This is a genomic window from Paludisphaera borealis (assembly GCF_001956985.1).
GTDB lineage: Bacteria > Planctomycetota > Planctomycetia > Isosphaerales > Isosphaeraceae > Paludisphaera > Paludisphaera borealis.
Window position 1 is genome coordinate 5840912 of sequence record NZ_CP019082.1, and the last position, 15877, is coordinate 5856788.

The 15877-nt window shown below is 67.4% G+C and carries 19 protein-coding genes; 2 read left to right on the forward strand and 17 right to left on the reverse strand.

Annotation, left to right across the window (positions count from 1 at the left end):
* Position 1: 1 nt before the first annotated feature.
* Together BSF38_RS22585 and BSF38_RS22590 are read left to right on the forward strand one after the other, a co-directional pair.
* Complete coding sequence (locus tag BSF38_RS22585) at positions 2–679, forward strand: response regulator transcription factor (protein ID WP_076349391.1); 678 nt, start codon at positions 2–4, stop codon at positions 677–679.
* A complete protein-coding gene (locus BSF38_RS22590; protein WP_076349392.1) occupies positions 676–2112 on the forward strand; it encodes a heavy metal sensor histidine kinase in 1437 nt (478 codons plus the stop codon). Before BSF38_RS22585 ends, BSF38_RS22590 begins: the two co-directional genes overlap by 4 nt.
* Here the strand turns inward: BSF38_RS22590 and BSF38_RS22595 are convergent.
* From BSF38_RS22595 to BSF38_RS22675, 17 genes are all read right to left on the reverse strand, one after another.
* A complete protein-coding gene (locus BSF38_RS22595; protein ID WP_076349393.1) occupies positions 2088–2825 on the reverse strand; it encodes a DUF190 domain-containing protein in 738 nt (245 codons plus the stop codon). The genes BSF38_RS22590 and BSF38_RS22595 overlap by 25 nt on opposite strands.
* The gene (gene crcB / locus BSF38_RS22600) at positions 2822–3274 is read right to left on the reverse strand and encodes a fluoride efflux transporter CrcB (RefSeq protein ID WP_076349394.1); all 453 of its coding nucleotides are present in this window, start codon (positions 3272–3274) and stop codon (positions 2822–2824) included. The genes BSF38_RS22595 and crcB overlap by 4 nt, the downstream gene beginning before the upstream one ends.
* Positions 3275–3286: 12 nt before the next feature.
* Positions 3287–5182, reverse strand: coding sequence for a CocE/NonD family hydrolase (locus BSF38_RS22605; protein WP_076349395.1), 1896 nt, complete (start codon positions 5180–5182; stop codon positions 3287–3289).
* A gap of 110 nt (positions 5183–5292) precedes the next feature.
* Positions 5293–6627: a beta/alpha barrel domain-containing protein gene (locus tag BSF38_RS22610; RefSeq protein ID WP_076349396.1), complete on the reverse strand. Its 1335-nt coding sequence runs from the start codon at positions 6625–6627 to the stop codon at positions 5293–5295.
* A gap of 1 nt (position 6628) precedes the next feature.
* Complete coding sequence (locus BSF38_RS22615; protein WP_076349397.1) at positions 6629–7726, reverse strand: malate dehydrogenase; 1098 nt, start codon at positions 7724–7726, stop codon at positions 6629–6631.
* Between the two features lie 44 nt (positions 7727–7770).
* Positions 7771–8745, reverse strand: coding sequence for a class II aldolase/adducin family protein (locus BSF38_RS22620; RefSeq protein ID WP_076349398.1), 975 nt, complete (start codon positions 8743–8745; stop codon positions 7771–7773).
* Positions 8746–8807: 62 nt separating this feature from the next.
* Positions 8808–9086 (reverse strand): EutN/CcmL family microcompartment protein, encoded by a 279-nt coding sequence (locus BSF38_RS22625; protein ID WP_076349399.1) that lies wholly within the window; start codon positions 9084–9086, stop codon positions 8808–8810.
* Positions 9083–9844, reverse strand: coding sequence for a hypothetical protein (locus tag BSF38_RS22630; RefSeq protein ID WP_099092016.1), 762 nt, complete (start codon positions 9842–9844; stop codon positions 9083–9085). Before BSF38_RS22630 ends, BSF38_RS22625 begins: the two co-directional genes overlap by 4 nt.
* A gap of 28 nt (positions 9845–9872) precedes the next feature.
* Positions 9873–10130, reverse strand: coding sequence for a EutN/CcmL family microcompartment protein (locus tag BSF38_RS22635; protein ID WP_076349400.1), 258 nt, complete (start codon positions 10128–10130; stop codon positions 9873–9875).
* A 26-nt stretch (positions 10131–10156) separates the two neighbouring features.
* Complete coding sequence (locus BSF38_RS22640) at positions 10157–11587, reverse strand: aldehyde dehydrogenase family protein (protein WP_076349401.1); 1431 nt, start codon at positions 11585–11587, stop codon at positions 10157–10159.
* A 73-nt stretch (positions 11588–11660) separates the two neighbouring features.
* Entirely contained in the window at positions 11661–11978 is a 318-nt protein-coding gene (locus tag BSF38_RS22645; RefSeq protein ID WP_076349402.1) for a EutN/CcmL family microcompartment protein, read from the reverse strand.
* A 46-nt stretch (positions 11979–12024) separates the two neighbouring features.
* Complete coding sequence (locus BSF38_RS22650) at positions 12025–13230, reverse strand: acetate/propionate family kinase (protein ID WP_076349403.1); 1206 nt, start codon at positions 13228–13230, stop codon at positions 12025–12027.
* Entirely contained in the window at positions 13227–13511 is a 285-nt protein-coding gene (locus BSF38_RS22655; RefSeq protein WP_076349404.1) for a BMC domain-containing protein, read from the reverse strand. The genes BSF38_RS22650 and BSF38_RS22655 overlap by 4 nt, the downstream gene beginning before the upstream one ends.
* Positions 13512–13562: 51 nt before the next feature.
* Positions 13563–13886 carry a BMC domain-containing protein gene (locus BSF38_RS22660; protein WP_076349405.1) on the reverse strand — a complete coding sequence of 108 codons (324 nt, stop codon included), beginning with the start codon at positions 13884–13886 and terminating at the stop codon, positions 13563–13565.
* A 4-nt stretch (positions 13887–13890) separates the two neighbouring features.
* Positions 13891–14220 (reverse strand): BMC domain-containing protein, encoded by a 330-nt coding sequence (locus tag BSF38_RS22665; RefSeq protein WP_076349406.1) that lies wholly within the window; start codon positions 14218–14220, stop codon positions 13891–13893.
* An 84-nt stretch (positions 14221–14304) separates the two neighbouring features.
* Positions 14305–14988 (reverse strand): PduL/EutD family phosphate acyltransferase, encoded by a 684-nt coding sequence (locus tag BSF38_RS22670; protein ID WP_076349407.1) that lies wholly within the window; start codon positions 14986–14988, stop codon positions 14305–14307.
* On the reverse strand, positions 14985–15818 hold the full coding sequence (locus BSF38_RS22675) for a DeoR/GlpR family DNA-binding transcription regulator (protein WP_076351317.1): 834 nt from the start codon (positions 15816–15818) through the stop codon (positions 14985–14987). The genes BSF38_RS22670 and BSF38_RS22675 overlap by 4 nt, the downstream gene beginning before the upstream one ends.
* Positions 15819–15877: the final 59 nt, after the last annotated feature.

Here is a 15877-nt window from a genome sequence, read left to right on the forward strand (position 1 = left end):
CATGCCGCGCGTGCTGATCGTCGAGGATCAAAGGAAGCACCGGGAAAGCCTTCAGCGCGGCCTGGAGGCGGAAGGGTACGAGGTCGTCGCCGCGGCGACGGGCGAGGAAGGCTACGAAGCCGCGCTCAGCCAGGCGCCGGACGTCGTGGTTCTTGATCTGATGCTTCCCGGCCGGCACGGTCTCGACGTCCTCCGCGATCTGCGGGCCGTCGAGTTCAGCAAGCCGGTCTTGATCCTCACGGCGCTCGACGCGGTCGAAGAGCGAGTTCAAGGCCTGGACAGCGGCGCGAACGACTACCTGGTCAAGCCGTTCGCGTTCGCCGAGCTGCTCGCCCGACTCCGCGTCCTGTTGCGCAAGGACGTCAAGGAGCGGGAGTTGCTGCTGCGGGCCGACGACCTGGAGATGGACCTGCTCTCCCGCCGGGTCGCCCGGGGTGGAACCGTGCTCGATCTGACTCCCCGCGAGTACGAGCTGCTGGAATATCTGATGAGCCATAGGAACGAGGTGGTGACCCGCGATATGATCGCGCTAGAGGTCTGGAAGGAGCCGACCGGATCGATGACGCGGATCATCGACGTTTACATCAACGGCCTCCGCAAGAAGGTCGAGCAAGCCGGCCGGCTTCCGTTGATCCAGACCGTTCGCGGTGTCGGCTATGCATTGAGGGACGGCTCATGAACCGCCTGCCGATTCGATGGCGGTTGACCCTGTGGTACGGGGTCGTGCTTTCGGCGATCCTCATCGTTTTCAGCGGCACCGTCTATCTGCTGATGCGCCGGCATCTGCTGGCGCTGACGGACGCCGGCCTGGCCGAGGAAGTCGTCGAGGTGGGAGACGAGCTGGGGCGAATTCATCACGCCTCGAAAGTGTCGCGGCTGCTCGGCCTGCGGTTCGCCAAGCACGAAGGCTTCGAACACCTGGTGACGGACGCCGCAGGAAAGGTCTTGTTCCAGAGCGACTCAGACGTGGGGCCTTGGCCGTCGGGTAAGGCTGTCGAGGGCCTGGACAGGCTCGCGTATCAGACCGTGGATATGAACCGCATCGGCCACGCCCGCCTGGTGAGTCGGCGGGTCGCCGGCCCCGAGGGGCCCGTGACGATCCAGACGGTGGTCTCGCTCGCGCCGAACGATCGGGCGCTGCGAGAGCTGGTGACGATCTTGCTCACGATCGGCCCGATCGCCCTGGGCGGGACGCTCGGCGGCGGTTACTGGCTGGCGCGCAAGGGGCTGGCCCCGGTCGATCGCATGGTCGCCGCGGCGGCTGAGATCACCTCCTCTCGTCTCGACCGCAGGCTGGAGACCGGCAATTCGCGGGACGAACTGGGGCGGTTGGCCCATACCTTCAACGACATGATCGCGCGGCTCCAGATCTCCTTCGAGGAGGTGCGCCGGTTCACCGCCGACGCCGCCCATGAGCTGCGGACGCCGTTGTCGATGATGCGTACCGAGGCCGAGGTCGCCTTGCGGGCGCCGCGCTCGCCGTCGCAGGACGCCCGGGTCTTTGAGAGCGTGCTCGAAGAGACCGAGCGGCTCGGCCGCCTCGTGACGCAGATGCTCTTCCTTTGCCGCGAGGACGCCGGGATCGCGACGGGCGACCAGCGTCCCGTGGTGATCGACGACCTGATCCGCGAGGTCGCGGATCACATGCGGGTCGCCGCCGACGAGAAGGGGCTGACGCTGAAGGCCGACGCGCGGATCGCGGGCCGGGTCGTCGGCGACCCCGACCGCCTGCGGCAGATCCTGTTCAATCTCCTGGACAACGCGATCAAATACACGCCTCCCGGCGGCGAGGTCGCGATCCGAGGGGAATCCCCGAACGGCTGCGCGAGGATCATCGTCGCCGACACCGGCGTCGGCGTCGCGCCCGAGCATTTGCCCCACCTGTTCGATCGCTTCTACCGGGTCGATTCGTCTCGCGGCAACGAGACGGGGGGGACGGGGCTCGGCCTGGCGATCTGCCGCGCCATTGCCGAGGCGCACGGCGGCCGAATTCACATCGAGAGCGAATTCCACCGAGGCACCCGGGCCGTGCTGACCCTGCCGATTGCAACGCCCGCGGAGCATGCCGACGGCCCGACGCGACGGGCTCAAACCTTGGGCGAGGTCGGGTGATTCACGTAGCGGATCGCGCGGAGGTCTTGAACGACGATCAGGCCCCCTTCGACCATCTCCTCCAGGACCGGTAGGATCTCGGCGATCCGGTCGGGGCGGTCGACGATCTCGATCTTCTCGGGCAGGCCCGCCGAGAGGCCGAAGAGATGGGTCCGGTGGATGACGGAGTGTTTGCCGAAGCCCAGGACGCCCAAGCTCGCCGTCGCGCCGGCCATGCCCAACGCCCGGCAGCGTTCGATGATCGCCATCGCCAGGTTGCCCCCTTGCCAGGTGTCGGAACTGCCGATGTAGACCGTGACCTTCTGGACGTCGCCTTCGATCGACATTTGAGCCCCTCCCTCCCGTGAGACCGCGAGGCGATCCGCCGTCGAGGCGACGGCCTCCTCATGATGAGCGTAACGGACCACCCGGACGGGCTCGACGGTGACCAGGCCGTCCACGACCATCGTCGCCAGTCCGGCGACCAGCGCATCGACGCGGTCCGGGGCGTCGACGACCTCCATCACGACCGGGATGTCGACGAAACTATATTCATTCTTCGCGTCGCGCAGTCGGTGATGCGCGCCGAAGCTGAGGTCGACCAGGAAGACTGATGCGCCCGCCACCGGCAGGGCGCGGGCCGTTTCGACGGCCGCTCGGTACAAGGGCTGGCCGCGCCAGCGACGGCTGGCGTTGAGGTAGACGTGAAGCAGGCAGGACTCGGCTGGGATCATGGCCTCTCCTTGCTCGGCGCCGCTTCGATCGTCGATGGTCGTTCGGCCACGGCGGCCCGCTCCCTGGCGGGGATCACGACGTCGCGAGCCAACGCCATCCCTGCGAGCGCGGCGGCCATCCCGACGACGAGGCTGCCGAACAGGTTGACGAGCGCCAGGTTCTTCTCCCCGCGATCCCAGAGCACGGCCGACTCGAAGGCCCAGGTCGAGAACGTCGTGTAGCCGCCTAGGAATCCGGTGAGGATCAAGAGTCGGACGTGGGGATGCGGCAGCCAGCGCGCGAGCGTCATCGACAGGAACCCGATCGCGAACGACCCTGACATGTTGATCGTGAACGTGGCCCAGGGGGCGGCGGTCCACCGGCTCATCCAGACGCCCAGCCAGTAGCGGGCGTTGACCCCCAGCACGCCGCCGATCGAGAGCGAAATCACCCGCGTCCAGACCTCCAACGGTTACCTCCTTCAGCGTGGGAGTTCCAGGACTTCGAGACGCGAGGGCGTTCCGGGCGCGCGGTAGACGCGCTGGACGGCCTTCTGGAAGTCGGTTTCCTTCGCGGTGTAGATGTCGACGAACGTCTGGGGGTTCCGGTCGACGAGCGGGAACCAGGTGCTTTGGATCTGGATCATCAGCTTGTGGCCGGAACGGAAGGTGTGGCCGACGTCGGGGAGCGTGAAATCGACGGCGGTCGGCTGGTTGGGCGTGAACGGTTCGGGAGAGGTGAGGCTCTTGCGAAACCGGCCGCGCATCACGTCGCCGCGGACCAACTGCTGGAAGCTCGCCAGCGGCGCGCCGCCGATCGCTTCGCCCGGGTGGTCGTCGGGAAACACGTCGATGAGCTTGACGATCCAGTCGGAGTCGGAGCCCGAGGTGGAGACGAACAGGCGGGCCTGGATCGGTCCGACCAGCGTCATGTCTTCAGCCAGCTCTTCGGTCTCGTAAACGAGGACGTCCGGCCGTCGCGCGGCGAACCGCTGATCCTGGATCATGTAATCGCTCGTCATCCGGTTGGCGATGTGGTCGATAAACTCGACTGGCTTGGCCGGATCGCTGACGTACTCGTCGTAATCCGGGCCTTGCGAAGCTTCGGGCGCCGAGAACGCCACCCGGCCGCCCGGGGCGAGGTACAGCGACCGCGGCTTGGCCTGGCGCGGGGGCCAGGCGTCGAAGGAACGCCACTGGTTGGTGCCGGTCTCGAAGACCCAGGCTTCCGGCAGGCTCGGGGCGCCTCGTCCCTTCAAATAGTATTGAAAGAACGGGAACTCGATCTGTTCGCGATAGTTCGCCGCGGTGTTCGAGTTGAACGCGATCGGCCCGAGCGACGCGCCGTCGCCGTGCGCCCAACCACCGTGGAGCCACGGGCCCATGACCAGCATGTTCGTCGCGCGGGGGCTGGAGGCTTCGACGGCCTTGTAGGTTTCGAGCGCGCCGAAGAGATTCTCGGCGTCGTACCAGCCGCCCACGGTCAGCACGGCCGGCTTGATGCTCTTGAGATGCGGCCGGATGTTCCGCGCGGCCCAGAAGTCGTCGTAGCTCGGATGCTTGAGCATCTCGTTCCAAAACGGGACGTCGTCCTTGTAGTACCGAGCGTTGGCGTTCGAGAGCGGCCCCAGCTGGAGGAAGAAGTTATAGCCGTCGGCCTTCACATACTCGAACCGGCTGTGGTCCTCCTTCTTGGTCGGCCGCGGGCGGGGATGGCCGAAGCCCGACATGAAGTTGAAGGCGTGGGGCAGGAAGAACGCCCCGTTGTGGTGCCAGTCGTCCCCCGCGAACCAGTCGGCGATCGGCGCCTGGGGCGAAGCGGCCTTGAGGGCGGGGTGGGCGTCGATCATCCCCATCGACGTGTAGAAGCCGGGATAGGAGATCCCCCACTGGCCGACCTTGCCGTTGTTGTTGGGGACGTTCTTGACGAGCCAGTCGATCGTGTCGAACGTGTCGGTACTCTCGTCGATATCGGCGGCGTCGGCCTTCAGAGGCCGGTGCGGCCGCACGTTGACGAACTCGCCCTCCGACATCCACCGGCCGCGGACGTCCTGATAGGCGATGATGTAGCCGTCGCGACTGAACAGCGACGACGGACCGATCTCGTGGCGATACGAATCCGCCCCGTAAGGCGCTACGCTGTACGGCGTGCGGTTCAGGAGGATCGGGTAAGGGCGCGTCGTTTCCTTGGGGACGTAGACCGCCGTGAACAGGCGGACGCCGTCGCGCATGGGGATGCGGAATTCGTACTTCGTGTAGTTCGCCTTGATGTACCCGTCGTCCTCGCCGGCCGCGACCGCGATCGCCGGATGGAAGATCGACAGAGCGAGCAGGGCGGTGCTTGCGACGAACGAGACTCGACCCGATCGGCCCGACATGTTGCGATTCTCCTCGCCTCAAGTTCGATGGTACACGAGTCGGCCCGTCTCCGAGGAGAATGGCCGACTCGTCGATCATCGAACCAGAGTAAGAGAATCGCCGGTTCGAATCAGCGCCCCAGTCCCAGCCGCTGGCGATGGTACGCGAGCCGGTCGGTCGGAGTCATGCGGGCGAAGTCGGGGCGTCCGTTGACCTGGAACGAGGGCGTCTCGCTCGCGGACGTCAGCTTCGACTCGGTGACCAGCGGCTTCGGCTGCTCGAAAACGGCCGCGAAGCTGTTGCCGTTGGCGTGGGTCGCCGCCGGCTTGCCGTGGTCGTGGCACGAGCAGGCGTGCGCGCCGTTGGACGAAGGCGAAGGCAGGGGCGCGGTCGTCGGTCCGACGGCCGCGGGTTGCGCCGGCACCGTCACGAGCCCGCCGCCCGCGTAGCTCATCGATTGCGTCGTGACCTTGAGGTCGTCTTCAAGCCGGCGCTGGGGCGCGACGCCCAGGCGGGCGAGGACCGCGTGGTACGCCTTCACGGCGTCGACCGGGCCGATCTGGCCGTCGACGATCAGCCGCAGGAACTGGACGAAGGCGAGCTGGTTCTCGGCGTTGTTGATCTTGCGACCGAACAGGGCCACCTTGGCGCCGTACTTCTGGGCGTCGGCCAGGAGCTGGAAGGCGTCGCGGGTGGTTCCCGACGAACCGCCGAGGATGCCGACGATCAGGTTCCGGTCGAAGCGGACCAGTTCCTCCATCGCCTTGGGGCCGTGATACACGATCTTGAGGAAGTCCGGCCGACCCGCCGGGGCGACGCCCGCCAGCATCCGGGTGATCATGTCGTTGAGGTAGTGTGGCACGATCGCGGGATCGAGGCCGGTCGCGACGTTCGGGTCGAAGACTTCGAGGAAGTAGCGAAAGCCCTTGCGCTCGGCCTCTTCGCGAAACGCGTGGAACCTTTCGAGCGTCTCCACGTCGCGCCGGAGGTCGTTGTTGAAGGTGACGCTGTAGAGCCCGAGGTTCGCTCCGCGCGTGCGCTCCTCGGGCGAGCAATCGAGGTGGCCGCACTGGGCGTGGTCGATGCTGGCGGTGCGGAAGGGCCGCGAGGCCTCGGCGGCGTAGGACGAGCCGCGCGCCAGGTGGATGTCGGTCGTGTCGTTGGCGCGGATCGCCGGGGTGACGGCCGTGCCGTCGAACAGCCGCTCGCCGAACGTCAACGCGTAATTCGAACTCGCCGACATGAGCATGATGTCGACCAGACCCTGACGGGTGATCAGCCGCATTTGCTCGCGGTACTGTTCAAGCGTCTTGAACCGCACCTCGCCCGCGTGCAACTCGGGCGACTGTCCCGGTGCGCCCAGGCCCGTCGCCATGTCGGCGTCCTTGGCGTCGGCGAGGATGAACTCGCCGCAGTTCGGATTCGCGTGAATGGCCGCGAGTTTTCGATCGAGCGACTTGATCATCTCAGCGGCCCCCTCGGCCGTTGCCGTTGCCCAGTCCGGAAATCGTCACCCGCGAGCTGCCGCTCACGACGTTGCCGCCGCCCGAACCCATCGTCACTCGCACCGGGCGGGGGCCGGACTCGGCCGGCTTGCTGGACGACCCCGCGACGGCCTTGCCGGCGGCCTTGGGATTGGTCTTGAGCACCTGATCGATGGTCTCGCGAAGCACCTGCGCCGAGTGCTGAAGCGCCGAGGTTTCCTTCGGCCACAGCTCGATTTCAAGCTGCGACTGCACGCCCGAGCGGCCGACGACTGTGGGGACCGAGATGCAGACGTCGCGCATCCCGTACTGGCCGTTGACCAGCGACGAGACCGGCAGGATGCGCCGAGAGTCGAGGGCGATGGCGTGGACGACCTCGCGGATCGACAGGCCGACGGCGAAGCCCGCGCCACCTTTGAGCTTGATGACCTCGGCGCCGCTCCCCTTGGTCTTCGTGAACAGAGCGTCGGCCGTCGACGCGTTCCAGCCGGGGAACTTCTCCAGCGGCAGGCCGGCGGCCTGGGCGGCCGACCAGATGGGGACCATGCTGTCGCCGTGCTCGCCGAGGATCGTCGCCGTGACCTGGGTCGCGGGCAGCTTCAGGTGGTCGGCGATCAGGCTGCGGAACCGGGCCGAGTCGAGCTGGGTCCCCAGGCCGATCACCTGCGAGGCGGGCAGGCCGAGCTGCGTCGTCGCCAGGTACGTCAGGACGTCGACGGGGTTCGAGACCACCAGGATGATCGCCTCCCGCTTCAGGCCGGCCGATTTGACGCTGCCGAGGATGCTCAGGAACAGCTCGACGTTGCGATTGATCAAGTCGAGGCGGCTCTCGTCAGGCTTGCGACGGAGGCCCGCCGTGATCACGACGACGTCGCTTTCGGGGATGGCCTCGTAGCCCGTGGCCCGAATCCGCTGGTCGGCCACCAGCGACGCGCCGTGCAGCAGGTCGAGGGCCTGGCCCTTGCAGCCGTCGGCGTTGAGGTCCATCAGGTCGAGACCGCTGACGAGGCCCCCGCACTGGAGGGCGTAAGCCGCGCACGACCCGACCAGGCCGCCGCCGCCGATGATGCTGACCTTCATTGAGTCGTTCTCCTAGGCGTTGCTGTTGGCTTGTATGGGGGTGGTCACTTGCCGGTGCCGCTGAGGGCGCTCATGACCTGTTCGGTGATCGACCGGACCAGGGCGTCGACGTCGGGGCTCGATACGCCGCCGTTTCCGTTCGACGACGGCTGGGCCTGGGCCTTGGGGGCCGCGACGGCCGCCGGGGCGTCGTGGGAGTGGCACGAGCAGGCGTTGGATTCGCCCGACTGGGTCGCCTGGTTGAGCAACTTGGGATGGATGAAGACGCGGGGCTCGGGGCTGAAGTCGCCGTAGCCTTCGCGGAACAGGCTGTTGCCGCAGAGGTCGCAGTTTTCGAGCCCGAGCCCGAGCCGGGGGTCGGGGATGCCGAGACCGGGCTTGAGCCTGAGCAGTTCGGCGGCCTTCTCGTCCGAGTAGTAGTTCACCCGGCCGAGCTGCTTGGCCAGCAGCAGAATCCGGCAGTAGGCGTCGATGATCTCGGTCTTGAAGTAGGCGTCTTCGAGGTCGATGCCCGAGGTGATCGTGCCGTGGTTGGCCAGCAGGATCGTGTCGGTGTCCTTGGCGTACGGCAGGATCGTGTCGGCGAACTTCTGGCCGCCGGGGGTCTCATAAGGGGAGATGGCGACCTCGCCCAGGAAGACCTCGATCTCGGGGAGCACGCACTTGGGGATCGGCTCCTTGGCGACGGCGAAGGCCGTGGCGTGGGGCGGGTGGCAGTGGACGACCGAGCGGATGTCGGGCCGAGCCTTCATGTAGGTCAGGTGGAGCAGCATCTCGCTCGAACGCTTCCGCTTGCCGGAGATCTGCTTGCCTTCGAGGTCGATGATGCACAGGTCGTCGGGCTTCATGAAGCCCTTCGAGACGCGGGTCGGCGTGCAGAGGACGCGGTCCTCGCTCAGCCGGTAGCTGATGTTGCCGTCGTTGGCCGCCGCGAAACCCTTGGCGTAGATCCGCCGGCCGATCTCGCACATCTGCTCCCGCAGCTTCCACTCGTTCATGACGTTGCCGTTCGTGCTCATGGCTTGCCCCTCGCCGTCGTCAGAAGTTTTCCGGGATTCGTATCGTTTGTTTCGTCTGCGATTCAGAATGAGAGCTGGTCGATCAGGCACGCGCAGTAGGCGTCGATCGGCGTCTTTTGCTTGCCGAACGGGTTTGCGGCCTCGCCGCCCTCGCTGAGGCCGATCAAGGCGCCGACTCCCGCGCCCAGCCGGTCGTACACGACGACCTCGTCGCCGCGCTCCGGACCGCCGTCCCTCAAGGCCGACAGCGGCATGGGCAACGCCAGGGCGAACCGGCCGCCGCGGAGGCTGGGATGCGACCGAGACAGCGTGACCCGACCGATGACTTCGGCGATCCTCATCCTTCCGTCTCCTTCAGCCATGACGGCCGTTCGGCGAACCGAGGCGCTCCGGCCTGTCGGAAGGCGGTCGCCAGTTGCTTGATCCACGACAGCGATTTGCCGGTCGGCTCGACCACGATCAGGTTCGCGCCCATCGACCGCGAGGCGCGGTGGACGTCGGCCGGCTCGGCGGCGACCGCCGCGCGAACTCCGGGGGCCTGGCAGGCTCGCCAGACCGCGAGCGCCCCGTCGGTCGTCACCAGGAGCGCGCCTCGTCCCTCGCCAGCCTGAATCCAGCCCGAAAGATCGTCGAGCGCCGGCCCTAGCTCGGTCCAGCGGCCGGCGTCTTCCAGCAACGACCGTCGCAGAGCGTGAAGGTATCCGAGGTCGGAGTCGATCGCGAACGCCCATTCGCCGCGCGCCGACGCCCCGAACTCCGTGAGACCCGCGAGCTGGATGACGACGCCTTGCCGCTTCATCAGGTCGCGGGCCAGGGGGGTGACGACCGTTCCGGGGGCGATCCGGACCACCCGCGTTCCGGGCGAAAGCGTCTCGGCGTGACGGAGCGAGAACAGCCGATCGGCGAACACCGGGGCCGACGCGCGTTGCGCCGGCCGCGTCGCCGCGTGCAGCTCGGCGAGGACCGTCCGGACGGCCGCGTCGACGATCGAGATCGGGTCGGGGCCGAACGACGGCGAACCGAAGGCGCGCGGCGACGGCGGCAGGCTGGCGCCCCGCGTCCCGACCGCGATCCGACTGTTCAACGTCGACTGCAACATCAGAAAAACGTCCTCGATCAACCTGTGCTTATCTGCGATCCGGAACCGCCAGGACGCTCCAGCGCCCCGGCGAGTTGATTCCGACCATTTCCCGGAGAATTTTCGCGTCGGTCGTGCACATCACCAGGTCGCCTCGGCCGGCGCCCAACCGATCGAAGACCAGGACGGGTTCGCCGTCCGGGCCGCCGTCGGCGGTTTCAAGCTGAACGACGAGCAGCCGTTCACCCTGAAACGTCGGGTCTTTCACCGTGGAGGTCGCCGTTCCGACGACTTGGCCGAGCTGCATCGAACCAGGCTCCTGATGACGGAAGGTCAGGCGAACCGCAAGCCGCCGGTGACGGCGGTCCGGCGCTGGCGGCAGAAGGTCAGGGGGGTGGTGACGCCCTCGCCGGTCGGGCCGGCGATCGAGAACGAAGGGACGCCTTCGCCGCCGGCGCCCAGCCCCGCGATGCTCGGGCCGTTGATGACGAAGATCGTGCAGTCCATCACCTTGCCCATCTTCGACATCACCGAGACGTCGCGCGAGTGGAGCACGGCGGTGTGGCCGAAGTCGTGTTCGCTCTCCTTCGCCAGGGCGATGGCGCGGTCGACGTTCGGGACCTTCACGAACGGCACGAAGGGCATCATCTGCTCTTCCTGCACGAACGGATGGTCGAAGCCGGTTTCGCCGTAAAGGAGCTGCGTGCCTTCGGGAACCCTGATGCCCGCGAACTCGGCGAGGAAGGCCGGGTCCTTGCCGACGAGGTCCTTGTTGACGTGCGGCTTGCCGTCGGAGCCGGTCTCGAAGGCCGCGCGGGTGAGGGACTCGATCTGCGGGGCCGAGAGCCGGAAGCCGCCGTGCTTGGCCATCGTGTCGAGCAGCTTGTCGAAGATCTCGGCGACGGCGAAGACCTGCTTCTCGCCGATGCAGAGCAGGTTGTTGTCGAAGGCGCCGCCGATCACGATCGACTTGGCCGCGTTGTCGAGGCAGGCGGTGGCGTCGACGACGACCGGCGGGTTGCCGGGGCCGGCGACGATCGCGCGGCGCTTGCTCGCCAGCGCCGCCCGGGCGACGGCCGGACCGCCGGTCACGACCAGGAGCCGGATCTTCGGGTTCTCGAACAGGCCGGCGGCCGTCTTGAGAGTCGGCGGGTCGATGATCGTGATCAGGTTCTCAAGGCCCGTCGCCTCGGCGATCGCCTTGTTGAACAGCCGGACGCCGTGGGCCGCGATGTTCGAGCCCGACGGGTGGGCGTTGACGACCATCGTGTTGCCGGACGCCAGCATGTTGATGGCGTTGGCGGCCAGCGTCGGCAGGCTGTGGGTGACCGGCGTGATGGCCCCGATGACGCCGAACGGCGTGTAGTCGGTGAGCGTCAGGCCGTCGTCGCCGCTGTTGAGATCGGTGCGGAGGTACTCGACGCCCGGGATCAGCGGAATCGTCCCCCGCAGCTTGGCGATCTTGTGGTCGAGCCGGCCGATCTTGGTCTCTTCAAGCTCCAGCCGGCCCAGCTCTTCGGCCTGCTCGACGCAGATGTCGCGGATGCAGGAGACGGCCTTCTTGCGGTCGGCCAGGCTGCTGTTGCGGAACGTCTGGAAGGCCGATTCGGCCGCGTCGACCGCCGCTTCGACGGTCGGGAACACGCCGTAGTCGCCCCCGGACGCCTTGCCGTTGCTGCTGCCGTTGGTGGGAGCGGCCCCGGTCCCCATCTGGTTGAGGACCTGCTGGACCACGCTGCGGATCAGATCTTCACTCATTTGCATGGCGGACACCGGGGGTTTTGGGCCTGGTCGAAAATCCAAATGTGTTTCGCGGTACGAGCCGGGGGCGGGCCGTTCAGCCGTCGCTTCGCGTCGAGTAGACGACCTGGCCGCGGAGATCGACGGTGTCGACCAGTCCGATCACCACGGCGTCGATGGGGAGCTTGTCGGTCTCCGGCGTCAGCCGGGCGCTCGAGCCCTGGCAGATCAGGACCATCTCGTCGATCCCGGCGCCCAAGGTGTCGACGACGACGAACGTCCGGCCCGTGGGGACCAGGCGGTCGCGGCTCTTGTCGTCGATCCGGTAGGGCTCGACGATGAGCAGCTTTTGTCCGGTCATCGAGGCGACCTTCTGGGTCGCCACCACGCTTCCAGTCACCCGGGCCAGGAACATCGTCGAAAGGTCCTGTGAGTCTTGACGGCTGTCTTCGATTCCACGGTCACGCGGACGAGCGGGCGCCCGATTTCAGCAAGGCTTCCGACTGGCGGGCGACGACGAGTTCCTCGTTCGTCGGCACGGTCCAGACTTCGACGCGCGAGCCGTCGGCCGAGACCCGGCGCTCGGCCGGCCCCTTGGCGTTCCGCTCGGGATCGAGGGTGATTCCGAACCATTCGAGTTCGCGGCAGGTCTCGGAGCGAATCCACTGCGAGTTCTCGCCGATGCCGCCGGTGAAGACGATCGCGTCGGCTCCGCCCAGTTCGAGGAGGTAGGCCCCGAGGTAGTGGCGGATCGAGGCGACGAACAGGTCGATGGCCAGCTTGGAGCGGGCTTCGCCGGCCGCCGCCGCCGCTTCGATGTCGCGGAGGTCGCGGTGTCCGGAGATCCCTTCGAGACCCGACTGATTGGCCAGGATGTCGAGGATCTCTTCCAGGCTCTTGCCCGTCTCGCGGAGCAGGACGGGGAGGGCGAAGACGTCGAAATCGCCGACCCGATTGTTGTGGGGCAGGCCCGATTGCGGGCTCATGCCGAGGCTGCACGCCACCGACTCGCCGTTGCGAATCGCCGTCAGCGACGAGCTGCCGCCGAGGTGGCAGGAGATCACCTTGATGTCTTTGCGGCCGAGCAGCTCGGGCATTCGCCACGAGATGTAGCGATGGCTCGCGCCGTGGAAGCCCCAGCGGCGGACGCCCAGGCGGGTCGACCAGTCGTCGGGGATCGCGTAACGCTGGGCCGCTTCGGGGATCGTCCGGTGGAACCCGGTCTCGTACGCCGCGACCAGCGGGAGGTTCGGGAAGCGTTCCCGGAGCATCCGCATGGCCTTTGTGTAGGGGGGATTGTGGGCCGGGCAGACGTCGGCGAACGCCTCCATCGCTTCCAGCACCGGCTCGTCGACCAGGTGGACCCCGGTGAGGTTGCGGGCGTGGACCGCCTTGAAGCCGATCGCCGAGACGTCGGACGCGTCGTCGAGCACCCCGATCTCGGGGTCGGTCAACTGGTCGAGGCAGAGCTGGACCGCATCGCCGTGGTCGGCGATCGGCCGGTCCATCTCGCGCTCGCCCTTGATCGACTTGATCACGATCTTGGCCGAGGGGGCGCCGATGCGCTCGATCGCCCCTCGGGCCAGGACTGGCTCGGCCGGGTCGCCCAGGTCGAACAGGCGGTACTTGAAGCTGGTGCTGCCCAGATTCGCGACGAGGATCTTCAACGCGACCCTCCCGCGTACGCCTGGACGATGGCCTGACCGGGACGGGGGATGACATGCGCGGCGCGAAGTTCGCCGCTCTTGGAAGCGGCCTCGGCGCCGGCCTCGACCGCTGCGCGGACGCTGCTGACGTCGCCCCGCACCATCACGCTGACGACGCCGCCGTCGAGCTTGATGATCGGGCTGGCCAGCTCGACGCTCGCCGCCTTGAGCATGGCGTCGACCGAGGTGATCAAACAGACCAGGCCCATCGTCTCGATCAGGCCCAGCGCGTTGCCGTTCATATACTCAGGCTCCCTGTCAGAGGAAACTCGTGGGGTGGAGGGGAAAGAGCCTCAGCCGATGAACGTCCGGAGGACGGCGGGATCGGGACGAGGGATCACGTGGGCGCTGACCAACTCGCCGACCCGGCTGGCAGCCTCGGCGCCGGCTTCGACGGCCGCGCGAACGCTGCCGACGTCGCCGCGGACCAGGGTCGTGATGAACGCCCCGCCGACGGAGATCTTGCCGGCCAGGGTGACGTTCGCCGCCTTGAGCATCGCGTCGGTCGCCTCGATGACGCCGACCAGCCCCTTGGTCTCGATCAAGCCCAGTGCTTCGCCGTTCACGTTGCTGCTCCCGATGTTCGTTCGCGTCGCGGGTTTTTGTGCGGTCGCCATGGCGTCAAGCCCCCCCGTTCGAGCCGGCCTTGCCAGCGGCGGCCTGGGCCTTGTTGAACGACAGGATGCCGCCGAGGTCTTCATGCGGGCGGGGGATCACCTGGACGCTGACGACCTCGCCGATCCGGCTGGCTGCCGCCGCGCCGGCGTCGACCGCCGCCTTCACCGCCGCCACGTCGCCGGCCACGAAGGCCGTGACCAGGCCGCTGCCGACCTTGTCCCAGCCGACCAGCTCGACGTTGGCCGCCTTGAGCATGGCGTCGCTCGCCTCGACCAGCGCCACGAATCCCTTGGTCTCGATCATTCCGAGCGCTTCGATAGATGCTGAGGCCACTTGGGCCCTCCTTCCACGGGTTGAGTCGATCTGCTACCGCGTTCCGTCAACGATTCGTCAGGAGTCGATCCGTCGTCGAGAAGCTCACGCCTTGGTCAAGATCACGTTGCTGGCGTGCGACAGGTCGCACGCGTTGGCTTCGTCGGTGTCGATGTGCACCTCCAGCTTCCAGTCCGGATGGGTCCGGACGAGCAGGCCCTCCAGGGTGCTGGGGCAGGTGCTTTCCACCCTCATGTTCATCCGGTCCAGGTGCTTCACGCCGTAGTACTCGGCGTCCTCGGGTCCCATGTGGACGTGCCGCTCGGCCCGGATCACGCCGTTGGGCATCGCCAGCGACCCCTTGGGGCCGATCAGGAGGCAGCCGGGAGTTCCCTCGATGTCGCCCGAGAGCCGGACCGGCACGTCGATGCCCAGGCTGATGGCGTCGGTGAACGCCAGCTCGACCTGGCTGAACTTGCGGCAAGGGCCGAGGATGCGCACGCCGGGGATCATCCGCTGCCGAGGGCCGACCACCGCGACCGTCTCGTTGGCCGCGAAGTCGGTGTCCTGATAGAGCCGCTTCATCGCCGTGAGCTGGTAGCCCTGGCCGAACAGGACGTCGACGTCGGCCTGCGTCAGATGGCAGTGACGCGCCGAGATGTTGACGACCACCTTGGGCGGAACCGTCGCCGTCGCGTGGCCGTTGGTCGGCAACGCGCCGTTCAGATGCTTCAGGATGATCGAGCGGACCAGGTTTTCGACCTGGTCGCGGGTCGCCGTTGCACTCATACCTCGGTCCTCACACTCTGATTGCGAGTCGATTCGTGGGGGACGACCCCGTTCGAGCCGTGTTGTTCATCCGCCGGCGCGGTGTGGACGACGACTCCGGCCGCTTCGAGCGTCGTCCGGTACGCATCGGGCATCCGGGAATCGCTGACCAGCCGGGCGACCTCTTCGAGGCCGCACAGCCGCGAGAGGGCCAGCCGGCCGAACTTGGTCGAGTCGGCCACGATGACGACCTCTTGCCCGCAGGCCATCATCTGCCGCTCGGTCTCGACCAGAAGGAGATTCGAGTTGTAGATCCCGTCGGCCATGATCCCGCCGGCCCCCAGGATCGCCTTGCGGACCCGGATGCCCTGCATCATGGCGATCGCCAGCGGCCCGAGCGCCACGCCCGTCCGGGGATAGACGTAGCCGCCGATCAGGATCAGGTCGGTCTGCTGGCTCGACGCCACGAGCTGGGCGATCGGCAGGCTGTTGGTGACGACCTGGATCCGCCGCCCGATCAACGCCCGGGCGACCTCAAGGGTCGTGGTGCCGCCGTCGAGCAAGACCGTGTCGCCGTCTTCGAGCAGGGCCGCCGTCGCCTGGCCGATCGCACGCTTCTCGGCCGCCGCCGTCTGCGTCCGCTCGTCGAAGGCCGGCATGGCGCGGACCTCGCCCGAGTAAACCGCGCCGCCGTGCGTCCGCTTCACCGAACCCGCCAGGTCCAGCGATTCCAGATCGCGGCGGACCGTGCTCTCCGACACCCCGAGCGACTTCACGAGCTCTTCGAGCGTCGCAAAGCCCTGGCGGGAGATCAGTTCGAGCAGTTGTCGCCGGCGGGTCTCAGGCAGCATGAACGCCCTGTTCTGGAAGAATTCTCGCACGACATCCGTCAATAGTGTCTATCGTGGTC

Coding starts and splice junctions, on each gene's coding strand:
- BSF38_RS22610 (WP_076349396.1), bottom strand. CDS start 6,627: ATGATCAAGTCGCTCGATCGAAAACTCGCGGCCATTCACGCGAATCCG.
- BSF38_RS22615 (WP_076349397.1), bottom strand. CDS start 7,726: ATGAAGGTCAGCATCATCGGCGGCGGCGGCCTGGTCGGGTCGTGCGCG.
- BSF38_RS22635 (WP_076349400.1), bottom strand. CDS start 10,130: ATGCAGCTCGGCCAAGTCGTCGGAACGGCGACCTCCACGGTGAAAGAC.
- BSF38_RS22605 (WP_076349395.1), bottom strand. CDS start 5,182: ATGTCGGGCCGATCGGGTCGAGTCTCGTTCGTCGCAAGCACCGCCCTG.
- BSF38_RS22645 (WP_076349402.1), bottom strand. CDS start 11,978: ATGTTCCTGGCCCGGGTGACTGGAAGCGTGGTGGCGACCCAGAAGGTC.
- BSF38_RS22625 (WP_076349399.1), bottom strand. CDS start 9,086: ATGAGGATCGCCGAAGTCATCGGTCGGGTCACGCTGTCTCGGTCGCAT.
- BSF38_RS22655 (WP_076349404.1), bottom strand. CDS start 13,511: ATGAACGGCAACGCGCTGGGCCTGATCGAGACGATGGGCCTGGTCTGT.
- BSF38_RS22590 (WP_076349392.1), top strand. CDS start 676: ATGAACCGCCTGCCGATTCGATGGCGGTTGACCCTGTGGTACGGGGTC.
- BSF38_RS22670 (WP_076349407.1), bottom strand. CDS start 14,988: ATGAGTGCAACGGCGACCCGCGACCAGGTCGAAAACCTGGTCCGCTCG.
- BSF38_RS22630 (WP_099092016.1), bottom strand. CDS start 9,844: ATGTTGCAGTCGACGTTGAACAGTCGGATCGCGGTCGGGACGCGGGGC.
- BSF38_RS22660 (WP_076349405.1), bottom strand. CDS start 13,886: ATGGCGACCGCACAAAAACCCGCGACGCGAACGAACATCGGGAGCAGC.
- BSF38_RS22585 (WP_076349391.1), top strand. CDS start 2: ATGCCGCGCGTGCTGATCGTCGAGGATCAAAGGAAGCACCGGGAAAGC.
- BSF38_RS22620 (WP_076349398.1), bottom strand. CDS start 8,745: ATGAGCACGAACGGCAACGTCATGAACGAGTGGAAGCTGCGGGAGCAG.
- BSF38_RS22595 (WP_076349393.1), bottom strand. CDS start 2,825: ATGATCCCAGCCGAGTCCTGCCTGCTTCACGTCTACCTCAACGCCAGC.
- BSF38_RS22675 (WP_076351317.1), bottom strand. CDS start 15,818: ATGCTGCCTGAGACCCGCCGGCGACAACTGCTCGAACTGATCTCCCGC.
- BSF38_RS22640 (WP_076349401.1), bottom strand. CDS start 11,587: ATGCAAATGAGTGAAGATCTGATCCGCAGCGTGGTCCAGCAGGTCCTC.